At 33.1% G+C, this 18,384-nt stretch carries 26 protein-coding genes; 5 read left to right on the plus strand and 21 right to left on the minus strand.

The window, feature by feature from the left end:
• Positions 1–32: 32 nt before the first annotated feature.
• From L950_RS05420 to L950_RS05425, 3 genes are all read right to left on the minus strand, one after another.
• Positions 33–557, minus strand: a complete 525-nt coding sequence (locus tag L950_RS05420) for a hypothetical protein (protein WP_231576894.1) — start codon at positions 555–557, stop codon at positions 33–35.
• Positions 558–562: 5 nt separating this feature from the next.
• Entirely contained in the window at positions 563–832 is a 270-nt protein-coding gene (locus L950_RS32060) for a hypothetical protein (RefSeq protein ID WP_231576895.1), read from the minus strand.
• An 88-nt stretch (positions 833–920) separates the two neighbouring features.
• Complete coding sequence (locus L950_RS05425) at positions 921–1,457, minus strand: YfiT family bacillithiol transferase (protein WP_021188328.1); 537 nt, start codon at positions 1,455–1,457, stop codon at positions 921–923.
• A gap of 958 nt (positions 1,458–2,415) precedes the next feature.
• Between L950_RS05425 and L950_RS05440 the strand changes: the two genes are divergently transcribed.
• Positions 2,416–3,048, plus strand: a complete 633-nt coding sequence (locus L950_RS05440; RefSeq protein ID WP_021188331.1) for a hypothetical protein — start codon at positions 2,416–2,418, stop codon at positions 3,046–3,048.
• Positions 3,049–3,171: 123 nt separating this feature from the next.
• Here L950_RS05440 and L950_RS05445 read toward each other — a convergent pair whose 3' ends face one another.
• The 10 genes from L950_RS05445 to L950_RS35040 form a co-directional block, all read right to left on the minus strand.
• Positions 3,172–4,908 carry an outer membrane beta-barrel family protein gene (locus L950_RS05445; protein ID WP_021188332.1) on the minus strand — a complete coding sequence of 579 codons (1,737 nt, stop codon included), beginning with the start codon at positions 4,906–4,908 and terminating at the stop codon, positions 3,172–3,174.
• A 141-nt stretch (positions 4,909–5,049) separates the two neighbouring features.
• Positions 5,050–5,259 (minus strand): hypothetical protein, encoded by a 210-nt coding sequence (locus tag L950_RS05450; RefSeq protein ID WP_021188333.1) that lies wholly within the window; start codon positions 5,257–5,259, stop codon positions 5,050–5,052.
• Between the two features lie 230 nt (positions 5,260–5,489).
• The gene (locus tag L950_RS05455; protein ID WP_156169540.1) at positions 5,490–5,705 is read right to left on the minus strand and encodes a hypothetical protein; all 216 of its coding nucleotides are present in this window, start codon (positions 5,703–5,705) and stop codon (positions 5,490–5,492) included.
• Between the two features lie 165 nt (positions 5,706–5,870).
• A complete protein-coding gene (locus tag L950_RS05460; protein WP_021188335.1) occupies positions 5,871–6,557 on the minus strand; it encodes a LytR/AlgR family response regulator transcription factor in 687 nt (228 codons plus the stop codon).
• Positions 6,547–7,362 (minus strand): sensor histidine kinase, encoded by an 816-nt coding sequence (locus L950_RS05465; protein ID WP_052764318.1) that lies wholly within the window; start codon positions 7,360–7,362, stop codon positions 6,547–6,549. The genes L950_RS05460 and L950_RS05465 overlap by 11 nt, the downstream gene beginning before the upstream one ends.
• Positions 7,363–7,841: 479 nt before the next feature.
• Entirely contained in the window at positions 7,842–8,507 is a 666-nt protein-coding gene (locus L950_RS05470) for an arginase (RefSeq protein ID WP_197086270.1), read from the minus strand.
• Positions 8,486–8,767, minus strand: a complete 282-nt coding sequence (locus tag L950_RS29540) for a hypothetical protein (protein WP_197086267.1) — start codon at positions 8,765–8,767, stop codon at positions 8,486–8,488. The genes L950_RS05470 and L950_RS29540 overlap by 22 nt, the downstream gene beginning before the upstream one ends.
• A gap of 36 nt (positions 8,768–8,803) precedes the next feature.
• A complete protein-coding gene (locus L950_RS35030; RefSeq protein WP_262507000.1) occupies positions 8,804–9,058 on the minus strand; it encodes an aminotransferase class III-fold pyridoxal phosphate-dependent enzyme in 255 nt (84 codons plus the stop codon).
• The gene (locus L950_RS35035; protein ID WP_316930541.1) at positions 9,033–9,509 is read right to left on the minus strand and encodes an aminotransferase class III-fold pyridoxal phosphate-dependent enzyme; all 477 of its coding nucleotides are present in this window, start codon (positions 9,507–9,509) and stop codon (positions 9,033–9,035) included. The genes L950_RS35030 and L950_RS35035 overlap by 26 nt, the downstream gene beginning before the upstream one ends.
• Complete coding sequence (locus tag L950_RS35040) at positions 9,410–10,069, minus strand: aminotransferase class III-fold pyridoxal phosphate-dependent enzyme (RefSeq protein ID WP_262507001.1); 660 nt, start codon at positions 10,067–10,069, stop codon at positions 9,410–9,412. Before L950_RS35040 ends, L950_RS35035 begins: the two co-directional genes overlap by 100 nt.
• A 131-nt stretch (positions 10,070–10,200) precedes the next feature.
• Here L950_RS35040 and L950_RS32065 point away from each other — a divergent pair, with 131 nt between their 5' ends.
• From L950_RS32065 to L950_RS05490, 4 genes are all read left to right on the plus strand, one after another.
• Complete coding sequence (locus L950_RS32065) at positions 10,201–10,449, plus strand: Lrp/AsnC family transcriptional regulator (protein WP_231576896.1); 249 nt, start codon at positions 10,201–10,203, stop codon at positions 10,447–10,449.
• Positions 10,383–10,652: an Lrp/AsnC family transcriptional regulator gene (locus L950_RS32070; protein ID WP_231576897.1), complete on the plus strand. Its 270-nt coding sequence runs from the start codon at positions 10,383–10,385 to the stop codon at positions 10,650–10,652. Before L950_RS32065 ends, L950_RS32070 begins: the two co-directional genes overlap by 67 nt.
• A 21-nt stretch (positions 10,653–10,673) precedes the next feature.
• The gene (locus L950_RS05485; RefSeq protein WP_021188338.1) at positions 10,674–11,171 is read left to right on the plus strand and encodes a GNAT family N-acetyltransferase; all 498 of its coding nucleotides are present in this window, start codon (positions 10,674–10,676) and stop codon (positions 11,169–11,171) included.
• Between the two features lie 76 nt (positions 11,172–11,247).
• A complete protein-coding gene (locus L950_RS05490; protein WP_021188339.1) occupies positions 11,248–11,778 on the plus strand; it encodes a DUF1697 domain-containing protein in 531 nt (176 codons plus the stop codon).
• A gap of 691 nt (positions 11,779–12,469) precedes the next feature.
• Here L950_RS05490 and L950_RS05495 read toward each other — a convergent pair.
• From L950_RS05495 to L950_RS05530, 8 genes are all read right to left on the minus strand, one after another.
• Positions 12,470–12,916 carry a DUF1572 family protein gene (locus L950_RS05495; protein WP_021188340.1) on the minus strand — a complete coding sequence of 149 codons (447 nt, stop codon included), beginning with the start codon at positions 12,914–12,916 and terminating at the stop codon, positions 12,470–12,472.
• Between the two features lie 79 nt (positions 12,917–12,995).
• Positions 12,996–13,502: a 4'-phosphopantetheinyl transferase superfamily protein gene (locus tag L950_RS05500; RefSeq protein WP_021188341.1), complete on the minus strand. Its 507-nt coding sequence runs from the start codon at positions 13,500–13,502 to the stop codon at positions 12,996–12,998.
• A complete protein-coding gene (locus tag L950_RS05505) occupies positions 13,499–13,768 on the minus strand; it encodes an acyl carrier protein (RefSeq protein ID WP_021188342.1) in 270 nt (89 codons plus the stop codon). Before L950_RS05505 ends, L950_RS05500 begins: the two co-directional genes overlap by 4 nt.
• Positions 13,758–15,029, minus strand: coding sequence for a beta-ketoacyl-[acyl-carrier-protein] synthase family protein (locus L950_RS05510; protein ID WP_021188343.1), 1,272 nt, complete (start codon positions 15,027–15,029; stop codon positions 13,758–13,760). Before L950_RS05510 ends, L950_RS05505 begins: the two co-directional genes overlap by 11 nt.
• The gene (locus L950_RS32075; protein ID WP_316930540.1) at positions 15,026–15,295 is read right to left on the minus strand and encodes a hotdog fold domain-containing protein; all 270 of its coding nucleotides are present in this window, start codon (positions 15,293–15,295) and stop codon (positions 15,026–15,028) included. Before L950_RS32075 ends, L950_RS05510 begins: the two co-directional genes overlap by 4 nt.
• A gap of 170 nt (positions 15,296–15,465) precedes the next feature.
• Complete coding sequence (locus L950_RS05520) at positions 15,466–16,518, minus strand: type III polyketide synthase (protein WP_021188344.1); 1,053 nt, start codon at positions 16,516–16,518, stop codon at positions 15,466–15,468.
• The gene (locus L950_RS05525; protein WP_021188345.1) at positions 16,515–17,228 is read right to left on the minus strand and encodes a methyltransferase domain-containing protein; all 714 of its coding nucleotides are present in this window, start codon (positions 17,226–17,228) and stop codon (positions 16,515–16,517) included. The genes L950_RS05520 and L950_RS05525 overlap by 4 nt, the downstream gene beginning before the upstream one ends.
• Positions 17,225–18,352: an NAD(P)/FAD-dependent oxidoreductase gene (locus tag L950_RS05530; RefSeq protein WP_021188346.1), complete on the minus strand. Its 1,128-nt coding sequence runs from the start codon at positions 18,350–18,352 to the stop codon at positions 17,225–17,227. The genes L950_RS05525 and L950_RS05530 overlap by 4 nt, the downstream gene beginning before the upstream one ends.
• Positions 18,353–18,384 lie beyond the last annotated feature (32 nt).

Here is an 18,384-nt window from a genome sequence, read left to right on the forward strand (position 1 = left end):
TTGCATACTTTATTTTTTTTAATATTGGGTATCTAAATAGAAATCCAGTCGGAACTTTGGGAAGGTGTTAAAAAATCAGTGCGTGGTGGAAGATTTAGGTATGGATAGTTAACTTTGGATAGATACAAACCTATTGGATGGGCCGGTCTCAATATTTTGGGAAGTTCTAATGTAATTAAATGATTTTCAAATTCATCAATACTTAGTTCCCCATTACCTATTTTTAAAAGTTTACCGGTTAGAATTCTGATCATCTTACCTAAAAATCTATTACTGGAAATATTAAACCGAATTCTATCACCTTTTGTATTGACAAATATTCCTGCAGCTGTTACGTGGCAGATTGTATGTTCATTTTTATCAGGATGTGTGCAAAAGGGACGAAAATCCTTATATTTTAAGAGCAATTTTGCAGCTTCACTCATTTTGTCTAAATTTAATTTGGGATATAAGTATAATGAGCTTTGATTGCTTAAGAAAGGATCTTTGTACGTGTGAATAAAGTAATCATATTCTCTATGCACTGCATCAAAACGAGCATGCGGCTTACCTTCCATTTTTATTATATCGTAAATGGCGATGTTATCAGGAAGAGCTTATTGAGTCGAAATAATAAGTCGAAATCATATTCTTTCTCAATATCCGCATGAAAAAAGTACTGACTAGCGTGGACTTGAGCATCTGTACGGCCACAACCAAATATGGTGGTTGGTACTTTTAATACTTTATGGAGTGTATTTTCCAAAACTTCTTGTACGCTTTCTACATCAGGTTGTCTTTGCCAACCATTATAATTCTGACCCTGATAGGCGATATGGAAAAAATATCTCAATTTACCTTTTTAATTTAATGCAATTTTACAAAAAAATGCTAGCTTATTTTTATAAAAAACTTTTTACCTTCATAATATTTTAAATTGACTATTCCTTATTCATTTTTGCGATTTTAATATGTGCAAGATGATGCTCACAATGCCAAGCGTACAGTCCAATATTTGTTTTAATATTAATGAGTTCGTTCGAATCAGGATGTCTAAATTGTCTGGCCATATCCGAAGGTGTCATATTTTGTAGTAAAACTACCCAGCGGTAATGTAGAGCTTCTAGCATATTTATAGAAGAATTAATAGCAAGTTCTTTTGAGTCAATAAGTTCTGCCCAAAGATCTTCAGCATATGGTTTTATAACGGGTATATCTTCTGTCAAAGCTAGTTTAAATCTGATTAAACTATTCATGTGGCTGTCAGCACAATGATGTATTATTTGTCTTATTGACCAACCATTAGGTCTATAGGTTTTTTGTAATGCTTCTTCCGATAATTCTTGAACTTCTTTTTTTAGAAGATCTGGGAAAGATTGTATAATTCCAATCCATTTTGTTATCGTTCCATTATCTATTGTATTTGGCGCAATAAATTTACCAATTGGAAACTTCAGTTTATCGATATTAGATTTCATATCTATGTATAAGTTCTTATGTTTTTAACGTCATTCTCCAGCTTCCTGAAAGATCACTTATTTCTTTTATTTCTAATTACGTATGTATTAATACGGCTCTTAATTCCTTTACAGCGATAAATCATTGTTTTAATAATACGATTAATAATGCGATAGCAAAAATAACCGATTACAGATACAGTTAAGATTATTATTGTATTATCAACCCATTTTGGCAATAGATGATTTAGCAAAAAATATCCCATGAAGATCAGGTATGCTACTAAATAAAGTATGATGTAAAAGCTCTTTTTCCAACCAAACCAAGCTGAGAGATATAAATAGCTACTGATTAATCCAATACATGGTAATATGTAAACAAGGTTTGTATCAGCTAACTTATCATCAAAAGGAGCATAGAAGAATCTACTGATCAGGATGATTATAGCTAAATTAAAAATAAATTTAAGGATCCAGTGGATATTATATATGTACATAAGTTTTATATAATTATTAAAGACAATTGCCAGGTTTTCAACGTATTTTACTATAAACTATGGGAACAGACCAATAATTGAAAACCGAAAAAATTAAAATTAGCAAATTTCGGTTCGAAAAACTAATTATAAATATGAAACAACTTGCGTAATCGGTCATAGGACATTTCTAGTTTATTCGGAATATTTATTTATGCATTTAGATTAATGTGTATTATTTTCTTAATTTTTAAACTAAAAATAAGATTCGGTTGTTTAGTAATCGAGTATACATTACAAGAAATCACGATCATGGAAACAATTGTTTTTTTAACCGATTTTTCTGTTCCTGCTAGACATGCTTTCGATCAACTCTTGACCCTTGCTAAGCAAACAGCTATAAAAAAGTCATCATATACCACTCCTTAGGGTATCTAAATGGAGGATTTTACTATGTCGGCGAGTTTATACCGCCACCAATTCTTGTAGATGAAACAGATATTGTGGCAGTAGACTCAAAAATGCTTCTTTTGAAACAGGAATTATTAAATGTTTCACCAGCTACAAACGTCCATACAAGACATGATAGTTTTACTGTTTTAGATGGCATGGAGCGAATTTCCGAAGAGGGGCATGTTGACCTAGTTATTGCTGGCATGAGAGGAAATGATGATAATGGTAAAAATAGTATTGGTACTATTACCAATGAGCTGATACAGGGACATCTGTATAACCTTTTATTGGTGCCAGATATGGATAAAGTACATATCTTTAAAAATGTGATCCTTGCAGTGGATCTAATGCATTTAGATGAACGATTGCCCGTGAAAACAATATTTCATTTACAAGAATTGTTATCTTTAAGATGGTATGTTGTAAATGTAAGTGTTCAAGGGAAGCATAAGGCAGCTGATTTAATTGAGGAACAATCTTTTTTGCATGCAAGTTTAGATAGTCTTGAACCGACTTACTCTTATTTGGAAGGTGAAGATTTTGTTGAGAAACTAAATGTATATGTTCAAGAACATAATATTCATATATTGATCACTGTACCCCGTAAACTTGGATTTATCGATTCGTTTTTTCAAAAAAGTGCCTCAAAAAATTGGCAGTTAATGCCAAGGTCCCTATTTTAATGTTAGTATCTTAATCAACTTCTTCATTTTTGTAAGTTAAATCAATTAGATTAAAATAAAGTAAAGGGGTGTATATAGATTAAGATCTATATACACCCCTCTATTTGTTATTGTACGGGTAGATTACTGCATCTGCATTCCTTCCATCGAATTTTGATTTTTGTTTTTCTTAGACATATTCATATCCATTTTTCCAAAGCGATAAGATAAGTTCAATTTGATTAGTTGAGGATTTGAAAGTCGATAATAAGATTGTGTAAACCCTTCTCCTGAAGATACAATTGTATTACCTCGGCTTCTGAAAATATCATTCACAGCTAAAGTTACTGAGGCAGCTTGATTTTTTAAGAAACTCTTTTTGAGAGCTAGATCGACACCATAAAAAGGTTTGATGTATCCTTGGGATGAGCTTTGTGCTTGATTCATTGGAGGACCAAATGACTGACCTTGTGTGACAGGCATATTTGTTTTGCCTTGATATTCAAATGCGACTTGAAGATTCCAATTGTTTTTAACATTAAAGGTGTTGTTCAATTTTCCAAATACTGTCCACATTGCTTCAGACGGGGTACTGTCGTCAACTTCTATTTTTGAATTATAGAAATTAAGGTCTGCGGTTAAATCCCACCATTTTTTAAGATTATTGGTATATGTAAATTCTGCACCATAGTTTTTACTAGAATTGGCATTAATATAGGTATTTATAAAATCCATCTTGCCTGTTACCGGATTTAATTCCTGAGTCAAAAATCTGGTAATCAAATTATTGGTAGATTTATAATAAACTGAAGCTAAAAAAGTGCCTTTTCCATGTGTTCTACTATACGAAATCTCGCCAGAAGTCGTGAATTCAGGAACAAGATCGGCATTACCTTTCGTAATATTTAAACTGTCTGTATAATCGATAACAGGTATCGTTTGAAAAAAATTAGGACGATTCACGCGACGCGTGACACTCATCTGGATTTGATCTTTTTCGGTCAGTTTTTTACTTAAAAACACAGATGGAAATAGGCTTAATGGATAATTGTTCTTAAATTTTTCATTAGTATTTAAAAGTTCTCCATTATAAGTTGAGTTTTCAGCACGTAGACCTACTTTATAGGATACCCAATCTTTAAAATTTCCTCCGAGTGAAACGTAAGCGGCATAAACGCTATTTTTACTATCGTAATTAGCGGATGCTGAAGAAATATTTTTAAAGTCTTCTTCACCAATATCTTGTATTGAATTATCGTTGAGATTTTTTAATTTATTAATTTGGGCACGAAGACCGGTCTCCAATTTCATTCCATTTTTGAAAGGCTTAACATAGTCCGTTTGGATAGTAATAAATTTATTATTTCCAGAACCGATGTTCTGTTGTTTTTTTGTGCCTGTTATCTGGTTTATATCATTGAGATAATTTGTGGTGTAAAGACCGTTTGAATTATTATTACCTCCGAAATAATTAAAGTCAACAGTTAATTCCTCACCTTCTGTTTTAAATTTCTGCACTATTCCGGCCTGTAAACCTCTTGGTTTAAAGCTTCGTTCGGATTCCGAAATTCGATTGCTTAATGAGGTTTTTCCTTCAGATTGTGTTGATATTAGGGTTTCTTCATTTGGACGAAATTTCCCTTCAACCAAAACTCCGGCAATTGATAATGAAGTTCGTGGACTGAAATCATAATCTAAACCAAGTCTTCCAAAAGTGATCATACCTTTTGTTTTTCCTTCAATATCTTGATCTACAGTTGAATTTATGTTATTTATATTACTCGTTCTATGACTATCTCCTTCAGTATTCGTACGCATTCGCATATTCATTCCTGTAAATGACAGGTTTAATTTGTTTTGACGTGCATTGAGGCTTCCCATAAAATTAGTTCCGCCAAATCGATCCCCACCTAGGTAACCATACCATTATATCCTGTTTTCTTATTTTTTTAAGGATTATATTTAAAATTCCAGCCATGCTTCCTGAGGCATCGTACTTTGCAGAAGGGTTTGTGATGATCTCTATTTTTCGATGACATCTGCGGGGATCTGATCTGGTGAAAGTGTTGTAGGCTTTCCATCTACAAAAATGGTTGGTGCAGCATTTCTGAGCTTGACATTTCCATCGATATCTACTTGTACAGATGGCATATTACGAAGTACATCGATAGCAGTACCGCCAGTTGCTACGATGTTTTTGTCCACATTGAATACTTTTTTATCAATATCCATTTCCAATAAAGCCTTTCGACCTGTGACAGTTACTTCTGCAAGTTGTTGATTGTCATTTTTAAGTGCAATAGTTCCTATATTTTTGTTTAAGACTTTTTTATCATCACTATGATCAACATTTAGCTCGAGCGTTACGTAACCTATTGAGCTGATTTTTAATTTCCAATTATTGGTATTAGAAATAGCTGAAAAGTTAAAATTTCCATTTTCCAGCGAACTTGTACTTCTTATTAATATTTCTCTTTCCTGATTGTTTTTTGATCTTTGATAACCTGAAAGAGATTAATCGAAGCCTTTGAAATAGGTTTTCCTTGACTGTCTATAATTTGACCAAAGATTGTACCTTCAGACTTATTTACGTTTGTAGGTGAATTTTCAGCGGTATTTTGAGCATGCACAGTTGATATTGCAGTTGCTACAATAAGCGTTGATATATATCTTTTCATTATTCTTTTTTTATCGATTTGTTTATCCCTTTTTAATAGAGGTCTGATATACGACAAATTTGAGAAGGATTTTTAATCTACACAATGATCTGTAGACAGACAGCGTAAATGTGTAGACGAATGAAGTTATTGAAACAAATATTAGTATCGACAAGAGAATTTAATTTAGAAAATTTCGATATTTCCAACATATTTTTTGCCTACTGGCAGTGCAATCTCAGGAAGTGTTAATTTCGTTAGAGCGACGTGCTGAATTCTATTTTTGTTTACTATATATGAATTATGGATTCTTAAAAAATCTTTTACTGGCAGAATTTTTTCCATACCTCTTAGGTTACTACGAGTAAGAAGTGGAGCATTCCGATTTACCATATAGATTTTAACATAATCTTTTAATCCTTCTATGTAACTTATTTCATTGATAAATATTTTAATCTTTTTATACTCAACATTGACGACGATGTGATCTACTATATTATTTTGATTTGCTCGTAAAAGCATAATGTCTTCAACCTTTCGAATAGCGCTAGTCAATCTTTCTTTTGCAATTGGTTTCAATAGATAATCCACTGCATTCAATTCAAAACCCTCCACAGCATATTGATGATATGCCGTAGTGAATATAAATAAAGGTGGATTAGTAAGTTCGCGGATAAATTGTGTTCCTAATTTTTCCGGCATTTGTATATCCAAGAAAATCAGATCGACTTCATGATCTCTCAAGTAATCGACGACATCGATTGGCGAGTTAAACTTGTGCAGTATTTCAACCTTGTCAAAGCTTAATAAATCGTCTTCTAAGATGTTTAAAGCAAATGGTTCGTCATCTATAAGTAAGCATTTAATTTTCATCGGTCATCAATTTGAGTAGTACCTGGAAATAACCGTCATCCGTTTTTGTAATGGAAAGATCATGACGATTTGGATATAACAGTTGCAAGCGACGCTGAACATTGGTTAATCCGATTCCTTCACTTGTTCGAAGTTCTGTATGCTGTAGTATTTTATTGCTGGACTTAAAAATTATACCGCCTGGAATCTGTGCGAATTGAAACTTGATTTTTGGACTGTTTTTACTGTCTACACCATATTTGAATGCATTCTCTACAAAATGAATAAATAGTAAAGGTGGTATCAATCTATTTTTTAGATTAGATTCAATTTCGAGATCCACATTTCCAGCTATCGGAAGACGGAGTGTTTGTAAGGCAATAAAATTCTGCATATGCTCGATTTCCTTAAAGAGCTCTACTTTTGCACCATCAACTTCATAGAGAATGTACCGCAATATTTCGGATAATTTGACGATCGTGTCTTCAGAATCTGGTGATTGTTTACGGATCAACCAGCGGATATTGTTAAGGGTGTTGAATAGGAAATGTGGACTGATCTGAAGTTTTAGAATTGTTAATTCTGCTTTTGTTTTCTCCAAAGCAATCTGCTTATTTAATTCTTTTTGCCTGGCCTGTTCTCCATATAGAAAAATCATGGATGACGTAATTAAACAAAGTGAATATATAATTCCAGGACCGATCACTAGTCGCACGAAAAGTATATTTTCTTTTGTGAAATGTGCCAATTCTCCATTAGGATTAAAGTATACAATAGCATAGTTTAGCGCGACATAGGATAAGAAAGCACATGCAATTAAAAGCACCAGAAACTTCTGCGTGTAAAGAAGTATTTTGGTGCGACATAATAGCAGTGTAAATAAAAATTTGTTGCCAAAAATATAATATTGGCTAGATGAGATAGAGCAGAGTAGGGCTTAAACTCCGAAATCTTATCTGGTTGATAGAGATAGGTGATAAAGGGAAGTAACAATAAAATGGTCCAGATGACTATGTCTAAATAGAATTTTCTGAAAAATTTGCCGATCATAACATTTTTTTAACCAATATATTTAAGGTATATGACAAATAGTAGATCAGTTTAAATTTATCTTACCATTTTATTTTGTTCTTAAATACTTATAGTAACAATGTTACAAATTTTTAATTAGAATGTTACATGCTGAATCATTGTATATTGGGTTAAATGGTTGCGAATTCTCTGCATAACAATAATTGAACAATTGAAATTAGAAACTAATAATTCTTATTTTCAATTGTTCAATTCCAAGAAATCATATCGAAATTATGATACTGATTTTAAAGTTTCAATAGATGCTGTCACTTGGTCTAAAATTTCGAACGCAACCTCTGCCATTCTATTCCCTTGACTGTCTAAAAGGGGATTTACCTCTACAAATTCTAAGCAAACCACTTTATTAGATGCAATAATTTCTTGAAGCAATGATGTTATTTCTGTTTGATTAAATCCTTTGGGTACTGGTGTACCAGTACCGTTAGAAATTAGCTCGCTGTCCATACTGTCAACGTCAAATGAAACATAAATATGGTCACATCCTTCCAATTGCTGAAGGGCGCTCTGAACACAGGATTTTATTCCCATATCACGTAATTGCTCTACTTGGTATTTTTTTATATTCAGTTCCGCAATTAGATTTTCTTCTGGTAATTCGGTATCGCGAACACCAAAGTAGATCAGGTGTTCTGCTATTATTTTAGCTTGGGAAGTTCCTATTGTTTTTAATTTATTCCAATATTGTTTGGTTTCTGCATCAACATTATTAATTTGATTTTCTAAATTGTCCGTCCCTAATACCGCCGCTAAAGGCATTCCATGTAAATTACCAGAAGGTGTGGTATAGGGTGAATGTAAATCAGCATGGGCATCTATCCATATTACTCCTAATGTTTTTTCTGGATATGCCGACTTTATACCACTAATGGTACCAATTGCAGATGAATGGTCTCCTGAAAAACCAGGGGAAACTGTTCTTCTAGTAAGCTATCTTCAACAGCTATTGCCAATAATTTGCACTGCTGTAAGACCTGCTTTATTCTCTTACCAAATGGATTAACAAGCGGATCATAAACTGTGTTATTGCGCGTTTGTATATCTATAAAATTATAGTTATTGAAGTATTGACTTCCTTTATTAATTGCAGCAATTTCGATAGCGTCAATCCCTAGGTCGGAACCGCGTACCTGCTCCAATATCCGATCTATTTTTAATTAATTTAATCGATCTATTCATATTTTTTGTGCAAATTGATGAAGTGATTTTTCTATAATTGATAGACTTTCCGTAATTTGATCTTCTGTTATTACTAATGGGGGAGCTAATCTAATTTTATTACCATGAGTAGGTTTGGCTAATAATCCATTTTCCTTAAATTTTAGACAAATTTCCCAAGCAGTATTATCTTCTTCTTTGCTATCTATTACAATTGCATTTAATAATCCTTTTCCTCTGACTTCTTTAATTATGGGACATCTTATCATCATTCTTGAAGGCCTTCTCTGAATATTTTACCCATTTTTTAGCATTTAATGCTAAATCCTCATCTATGATCACTTGAAGAGCTTCCATAGATACTGCACAGGCTAGGGGATTACCTCCATATGTTGAACCATGTTCTCCAGCTTTTATAGTCAGCATAATAGAATCGTCTGCTAGAACAGCAGAAACCGGAAGTACACCTCCAGAAAGTGCTTTTCCTAAAATTAAAACATCAGGCTTTGTATTTGAATTGGTATCTCTAATATCAAAAGAGGCTAGCATATTTCCTGTTCTTGCAATACCAGTTTGAATTTCATCGACTATAAATAATACATTGTAGTCTTTGCAAAGTGCTTTTATACGAGATAGATAATCATCACTTGGAACGATAATTCCAGCTTCGCCCTGAATGGGTTCAACAATAAATCCAGCAATGTTCGTATCATTTTTATTAATTCTTCAAATGCTTGAACGTCGTTATAAGGCACTTGTGTAACCCCATCTAAGAAAGGTCCAAAATCTTTTCTTGCCGAATCATCATTTGAAGCAGAAATTACGGATATTGTTCTACCATGGAAGTTACCACTTGCGAAGACTATTTTGGCTTGATTTGCAGGAAGCCCTTTAACTAAGTAAGCCCATTTACGGCATAACTTCATGGCTGTTTCTACGGCTTCAACACCGGAATTCATAATTAAAGCTTTATCATAACCAAACAGATTACAAAGATACTCTTCAAAATCACCTAATTTATCACTATAAAATGCTCTTGAAGTTAAGGTAAGCTTTTCAGCTTGTTGGGTTAAGGCTTTAATAATCCTTGGATGACAATGTCCCTGGTTTACCGCTGAGTATGCCGAAAGAAAATCAAAGTATCGGTTTTCTTCAACATCCCAGACATATACTCCTTTTCCTTTTGCTAAAACCACAGGTAAGGGATGATAATTGTGGGCACCATATTTATTTTCCTTTGCAATGAATGCATTGCTTTTTGCTAAATTTGTTAAGTCTGCCATATTATTTGTAATTGGAATTATGAAATAAATGTACGATATTTAATTTTAATAGCCCAATTTGGATTTAAATTCACTCAATTAGTAGCTTATTAAATTTAATTTAACTCTAAACTTAATAATTAAAAATAACCATGAATCATTTGGATGATTTTGATATACAGATTTTGAAACAGCTCGAAGCAGACGGACGCATGGCGTATTCTGCTATAGCTACAGAGCTAGGAGTTTCCAATACAATGGTCCATCAGCGTATTACACGCCTTATGGATCAAGGTATTCTTACGGGAATTAAGCCTGTTTTGGACGAAAAAAATTGGGTTACGATTGGGGAGCTTTTACTGGAATATCTCTTGAAAAAGATCATGATTCAAAAAGAATAATTGAGGAGCTTCATAAAATTCCTGAGGTAACAGAATGTTACTATATTACTGGAAACTATACGCTATATTTAAAGATCATCGCTAAAGATCATGAGCATATGAGACAATTATTGTATGAGAAAATAGACAGTATTGCAGGTATTGCCAAAACGGAGACTATTATCGAGCTGGGTTGTGCTTTTAGACGTAATATTGTTTTATAAATCACTTTATTATAGAAGATAATGAAAATAAACTTACAGAAGTATGGACCGGAAGATTTTAACTCCTTCAAAACACTTGTTTGTGAAGATGATTTAATGAAATATATTTCTGGAAATGGATTGAATGAAAATCAGGCTAGAGCAAAGTTCGATCGTATTCTTGAAATCAATAGTAAGGAACGTGAATTAGGATATTTTAAGGTTCTTACTGATGAAAATGAATTTGTTGGAGATTGCAAGTTGGAGCGATATAAGCACGATGAGAGCATTCTTGAAATAGGTTATATTATAAAAAAGAATTTTTGGAGAAATGGAATAGGATCTTTAATCTGTCGAAAATTACTAGATGTAGCGCATAATTTATATCCTGATTTAGCGGTTATTGGAATTATTGATCCAGAAAATATGGCTTCTAAAAAATTACTTGAAAAATTTGGATTTGAAAGTTATTTTATTGGGATTGAAGATGATTTACCAACTGAGAAATTAATATTGAAGAAATTGCAAGTTGATGAATGAGTCCTATTTGTAAATAAACGTATAATGATATATCGTATGTATTTTGACTTAATTTTAATCTAATTTTTTAAGAATTATGAAGTACTGTGCTTTTCTGAGGGGTGTAAATGTCAAAGGAACCAACATGAAGATGACTGATGTATGTCAGGTTTTTAGGGATGCAGGAATGCAGGATGTTAGGTCCATAATCGCATCTGGTAATATTGTTTTTTCATCAGATAAAAACGAGATCGAATTAAAGTTAATTTTGGAAAAGTCCATGTCAGCTTATTTTTCTTACGACGCTGTTTTATTTATAAAGTCGGAGCGTGATACGGTATTATATTGGGAAAGTGTTCCTTTTGAAAAGACTACGGATTTTCATATCTATGCATTTGTCGGAGATACTGGAATAGAAACAGTTTTAATGGCTGAATTTCAGGACGCGACACAAAATACCAATGAGAGCGCAGAAATAGTTAATCATATTTTCTACTGGCAGGTCCCTAAAGGAAACACGCTTGATTCAGCATTTGGAAAGATTTTGGGTAAAAAGACACTTAGAGATCAATTTACAAGTAGAAATATTAATACTTTTGAAAAGGTTCTAAAGAAGATGAATTCGTAATGTGGTTAAGAACTATTTGAAAGGAAATCCCTTGTAATGGCCTTATAAGTTATAATAATAACAGTATGACTTACAAGGTTAATAGAAAAGAGATTATTAACTTTAAAGAATAGTAGTCAATTTTTATATATTTTAGACTTAAACACATTCCGGTAAAAACAATTATTCCTCCGATAATCTAATACGATAAATTACTGCGTTTTTTATTTGTAAGCTTTACTGAAACATTTTTATGCAAAACAATAATTATTTTTTAATAGATAGCTTCTTTGGTCCCATTTTTGCTATTAAACAACCTGCGCATTTACAGTGTTTAGAAGGAGCGTAATTCGACCTCGTTTTAAATTATATTAAGAATGTTGGATTATGATGGGATCGATCTGGAAATTGAAATAAATCTACCTTTATTTACATAAATAGTAAAGCCATTCTTTTTAAGAATGGCTTTTTTTAATATTCTAAAATTACCCTAATTTGATAATATTAATCAAGTTGTCATATTCATCTGCCTCTCCCAAACTTTTACAAGTTATTAGAATCAAACCTATTGTGACTAAAAGTATCCAACTTAACCTTGCAGGAAAATAATCAGCAACAGTTAGCCGGATTTTTATTTTTGGTCTTTCTGTTATTAAATTGCTAATTTTTATTTGGGATTTTTGATATTGAAATTCAACTTATTTAATTTTTTTTAGCTTTCGATTAAACGTCTATGATAATTTATTTGTCCGAGATGATAAGCGAGATGGGTTGTCAGGTGAATTAAAAAAAACTCTGTTGAAGTCTTTTTCGAAAACACTAAAATGGGATATTCGCTATCTAATTCTTCATCTGCTATTTGGCTTAGTGCAAGTCTAATAGTTTCAATTGTATCTTCTATTTTCGTAATTAGATCTTTTCTCGGAACATTTTTTTCTAAAAATTCAAGATCTCTATTTCTTACATAGTTAGTTTTCCCGATCTCTTTACCTATATAAGTGTTTAAGTTACCAATTAAATGGAGGGTTAAATTTCCCGCTGAATTCAAGATCTTTTTCTCAATCCGCCAAATATTGGATTCATTTTCATAAAGTTCTATTTCAGTTATTAATTTTTTAAGATCTCTTTCAAAAAGGGATACTAATGTATTAGTGAGCATATTTAATTATCATTAAAGTTTTTCCTTGTCTAAAAATGGTTTCAGCAACTTTCGCAATTAAACTGATCCTGATTTAGAATTATTTACTTTTAATTGTCACTGTCTTTTCAAAGCGACCATGGTTGCTATTTGAAGCTGCTTTATATTGATTTGAGTTTGTAATACATAACCAAGGTATTCCATTTATATCTTTTAGCATTTCTTTTTTGTCTATTTCCACTACGAGATCTAGATCTTCTAAGTCATTAACAGCAATAGTATGGATAAAATCATCAGCTAAAAAAGTTCTTGTATGATAGATATTTCCGATATAAAATACTTGACCAGTTGCACTAAAACAGGTTTGTGATAATATTTTACAAATCAGTTTCTTAGGAATGAATTCTCTTTTTTTTGTCTGTCTATTTAGGATTTTGTACGCAGCTTCTTTCATGCTCCACATCAGCCATACTATAATTTCTGGATCAGAACTATTGGCTATAAAGCACTGTTCTTCTTCTGTAAATAGTTTTTCCAGAAACCCATGTCGTTTCCAATTACTTTCTTGACGGGATTTCTGTATATCTATGATATCATTACCAATCACTTCTGCGCTAATTTGATTTCTATAATTTCGACGGCTGTTCTCACGTTTAACATACGTTCCATATCAGTATTATCGATGACAACATCAAATATTTGTTCAATATCGAGTACAATATCTACCAGATTTGCAGAATTGATGTTAAGATCATTAATAAAATCGGTGTCTTCATTTAGGTTTTCGTATGCTTCTAAATTCGTGGTATAAGGTTTTATGATTTCCTTTAACTTACCTATCAACATTTCTTTATTCATAAGATTAAATTTCAAATTTTTTAAATATTACACAAGCATTCACATCACCAAATCCAAAGCTAGCTTTGGCTATTACATTTAAATTAATGTTAAAAGATTTTGTCGGTATTTTTGAGGCATCAATATGAGTTGCTATTTCTGGATGTAGATCATCGCAATTTGTATTTCCAAATAAAAACCCATGATGAAGTTGCAGCACTGTAGCTACACTTTCAATGCTTCCTGCAGCACTGAGGCAATGTCCTATCAAGCTCTTTAATGAATTGACGTAGGGAAAATCAACATGACTTCTGCCCAATGCCTTTGTCCAGTTCTCTATTTCAATACTATCTTTAGCAGTTGCTGTAAGATGACCGTTGATTGCGTCAATATCATTTGCTGAAATAGCTGCGTTTTTGAGAGCATCAATAATGCATCTTTGAACAGCTTTGCTATTTGGAGCAGTCATCGTACCATTTCCCCGCTGTCCCCCACAGTTTACACTACCACCTAGAATTTCTGCGTAAACATTTGCCCCTCGTTTTAGCGCACTTTCTAAGTCCTCAATAATTAGTGCTCCTGCACCGGATGCAGGTACAAATCCTGCTGCTGTTGCACTCATAGGACGGGAGCCTGCTTCAGGATTGTCATTATATTTAGAACTGCAAACTCTTAAAGCATCAAATCCAGCCCAAATGTAGGGGCCGCTATCTGAAGTGCTGCCGGCTAATATGCGTTTTGCTTTTCCTGATCTTATACGGTCATAGGCCATTATGATTGCTTCGGTCCCTGTTGCGCATGCAGAAGAATTCGTGGTTACCTGATTTCCTAGTCCTAATTTTCCGCCCAGATATGCACTTATACCACTATTCATAGTTTGAGCAACAACACTGCTACCAAGTTTACGCGTCTGCAAATCATCAATTTTATAGATACTTTCGCGCAATTTATCAATGCCTGATGTTCCTGATCCAAATATAGTTCCACTGTCCCAATCAGGCTCATTATTATTTTCTATCGGAAGTCCGGCATTTTTCCAAGCTTCAACACCTGCAATGACGCCATATAGTATTCCGCTACTGTTAAAACCTCTAAGTTCAAGATCGGTAAAATACGCTGACTTTATTTCATCTGTAATTTGGGGTTTTCCTGCTATCTGACAAGAAAACTGCAATTGCTGTAATTGTTCATCCTGGCGTATTCCAGATATACCATTTTTAATAGCATCGGTAAAAGCAGGTACGCCAACTCCATTTGGAGCAACGACCCCTAATCCCGTTATTACAACTCGGTTCATAGCTCAGTGGTTAACATTCCTGAAAATATACCTTGACTAACAATCTGTTCGGCTTCGTTTTTCATACTGATGTTACACTTGAGTTTGCCGAATCTAAAATATATTTTTTGAGAAATTACAGTAACTTTTTCATTTGGATATACAGGTTTTAAAAACTGCATTTCGACAGATGTAAATGCAATTGAAGTATTTTTTAGCTCATTATTAAGAAGGTAAATGCCGAGACAAACAAGACCTATCTGCGCCATAGTTTCTGTTAAAATCACTCCAGGAGTAACCGGTTTTTCTTTAAAATGTCCCTTATAGAAATCTAGATTTCATCGAAGGTATATGTACCCATACTTCCATTTTCATCAATATGAAGCAACTCATCGACGAATAAAAATGGTTTACTATAGGGTAATTTTGCTATAATATCTTTTACGTTCATTGTACATTACCATTTTAATAAAAGCCCTTGGGCAGAAAATCCTGGACCAAAACTTAACATCAACCCTAATTCTCCCTGTATGGGATTTTTATCCATGACGCACTCTAGGACATAAAGAACAGTTGCACTTGACATATTGCCATATTGCAATAATATTTCTTTTGTGTGATCAATATTTTTACCCCACTCTGAAAATAGTTTTTCGACCGTCATTACGATTTTTTTTCCTCCGGGATGAAATATCATATGGTCTATGTCTCTGATCTCTAAATTATTTTTCTTTAAGAATGGATGTATAATATCACCAAAATGTTGTGCTATGGTATCCGGAACTTCAGTGCCAAGTATCATTTTCAAACCACTATTGGTCAGTTTAAATCCCATAATATGCTCCGTATTAAAGAAGTGATACATCTGTTCATCAAGTATGGTGGGACCATAATCTTCTTCATAAGAAGAAAGTAGACAACAAGCTGCCCCATCACCAAAAATAGCCGCGCTTACAATATTTGACATTGAAAAATCATCCAGTTGAAATGTAGCAGTCGGAGCTTCAATCGCTATTACTGCGGCTCGTTTGTTAGGATTGCCTTTGAGGAAGTTTTTGGCATATAACAAACCCGATACTCCTGCTACACAGCCCATCTCTGTAACTGGCAATCTGACGATATCCTGTCGTAGTTTCAGTTTATTTATAAGATACGCATCTAAAGAAGGGATGATAATACCGGTGCAACTTACAGTAATAATATAGTCTAAGGTGCTTGGATCCCATCCCGCTTTTTTAAGTGCTTTCTCAAGCACTTGTTCACCAAGGATAATAACTTCACGGCTGTAAATGTTATTTTTATCTTCAAAAGAAGTTGCTGTAAATACTTCAATAGGATCCATAATTGAATACCGTGTATTTACTGCCGCACCTTCAAATATTTTTTTTACTTTTTTTATAAAACGTGTTTCTTGTCCATAAAGCCAAGTATCTAGCATAGGAAGTATTTCAACTGTATCGCTTGAATATTTCGGTAGTTGTTTTGCAACAGTTACGATCTTTACACTCATATTTTAGGTATAATCCATTGGTAACGAAAGGCCCATTTCCATTGGATGGTATAATTCTTTAAATTTAGTTTTCTTGCAAAACTTTGCAGTTCATTTCTTTTAAATCCTCTCAATATCGATGTACATCCATCTTCTTGCAACATCCTGTTTAATCTAAAAACAAAACATACCATTTGGTAAAGTCTATAAGCAAATTTGCTGCGCTGTAAATCGTTTATAACTATTCCTACAGAGGCATTATGACTAAAGATAGTGATTAAATCTATTATTTTTTCATTAGTAAAATGATGAATAGTTAAGGTGCAAAGTGCAATATCATATTTTAATGTCTTGAAATTTTCTTCAAATATATCAGTGCATACATAGTCAATATTAGCGTAGCTTGTTGATAATTTTCGAGCATAGTTGATCGTATATTCATTTGCATCTATACCGATCATTTTAAAGTTAATATTGTTCTTAATACCGTATTCGGCTAACATACGTAACATATCACCGTTACCGCAACCTATATCTGCGACAGTGATATGTTTAGATCGATCAACCTGTGTTAATAATTGCTTTACGCCATTAAGTGTAGTACTATTGCCTCCAAGAAATTGATTGATGCGTGCAATTTTATCTAGAGCTTCTCGTAATTCTTCACCTTGGAGTGAAAAATCATCCATTAATTCGGTTTTTTCTGTCCTATTATCGGTATTTATTCTCATTTGATTGTTATTGCTTTACCGTGTGTTTGCTTTATTATCAAAGGAAGAAGAGAGGGGAACATCGTTGCGATCCTGATCAATACTGTTGTGATGGTTTGATGTTGAAGTGCTTTCGATAATAGGTTTCCGATTAAGAGTCTCTTTTCGAAATTTTGTTTCCATTGTTGTGTGAATTTTTTTTCTAATAATTTTCGGGATACGATTTTACCTGTGTAATAGTCGACGATTAGCTCTGACGAAATTTTAGCACTGTGCATAGCCATGGCCATGCCATTGCCACAGAGGGGATGGATAAGGCCGGCAGTATCACCGATCATTAATATATGGTTTTCGATGATCGGTTTTTTATCAAATGATATTTGACTTATTGTAAGTGGTTTATCAAAAAGTAATGTGCTATTTTCAAAAAAGTATTTGATGTGTTTATTCTTGTAAAGAATATTTTGCTCAAATTCTGTAATATTCTTGTGCTTTTTAAATGATTTTAAATCAGCTAGGTAGCACATATTTATAATATTGTCTTCAACTTTTGTAATACCACAATAACCACCCTTAAAGTTATGTAGTGCTACTACATCATCAGGAAATTCTCCGGAATAATGTCCTTTTACGGCTAGCCACGGGGCAGTTTTATTCATAAAATTACGTTTTAGTACCTGATCCACGTTCGATCGTTTCCCGAATGCTCCCAATACGATTTCTGCTATTAAAATCTGATTTTCGGTCATCACTGTGAATGCATTTTCATTAAATGTTACATTTGTTACTGTAGCTTTAATAACGGTACATCCCATTTTTACTGCTTGTAGATATAGAGAATTATCCAGCGAATACCTACTGATGCCAAGGCCTCCCAACGGTAAGTCTGCTTTTGCAGTTTTACCATTTTGATGTGTAAATATAAGTGTGTTAATATTTGTTGGATATACTTGTAAAATGTCTGAGTTCAACCAATTCAAATAAGGTAATATTTCTTTTGAAAGATATTCCCCGCAGACTTTATGACGAGGATAACTATATTTTTCAATTAACGTGACATTTAATCCTTTTTTTGTTAAATGTAATGCAGCTGTTAAACCTGCAAGGCCACCACCAATAATAATAACATCAGCATTTTTCTTCATATATATTTAGCTATAAAACAGGAATATCATAA

The organism is Sphingobacterium sp. IITKGP-BTPF85, assembly GCF_001006065.1.
In the GTDB taxonomy this organism is placed as follows: domain Bacteria; phylum Bacteroidota; class Bacteroidia; order Sphingobacteriales; family Sphingobacteriaceae; genus Sphingobacterium; species Sphingobacterium anhuiense.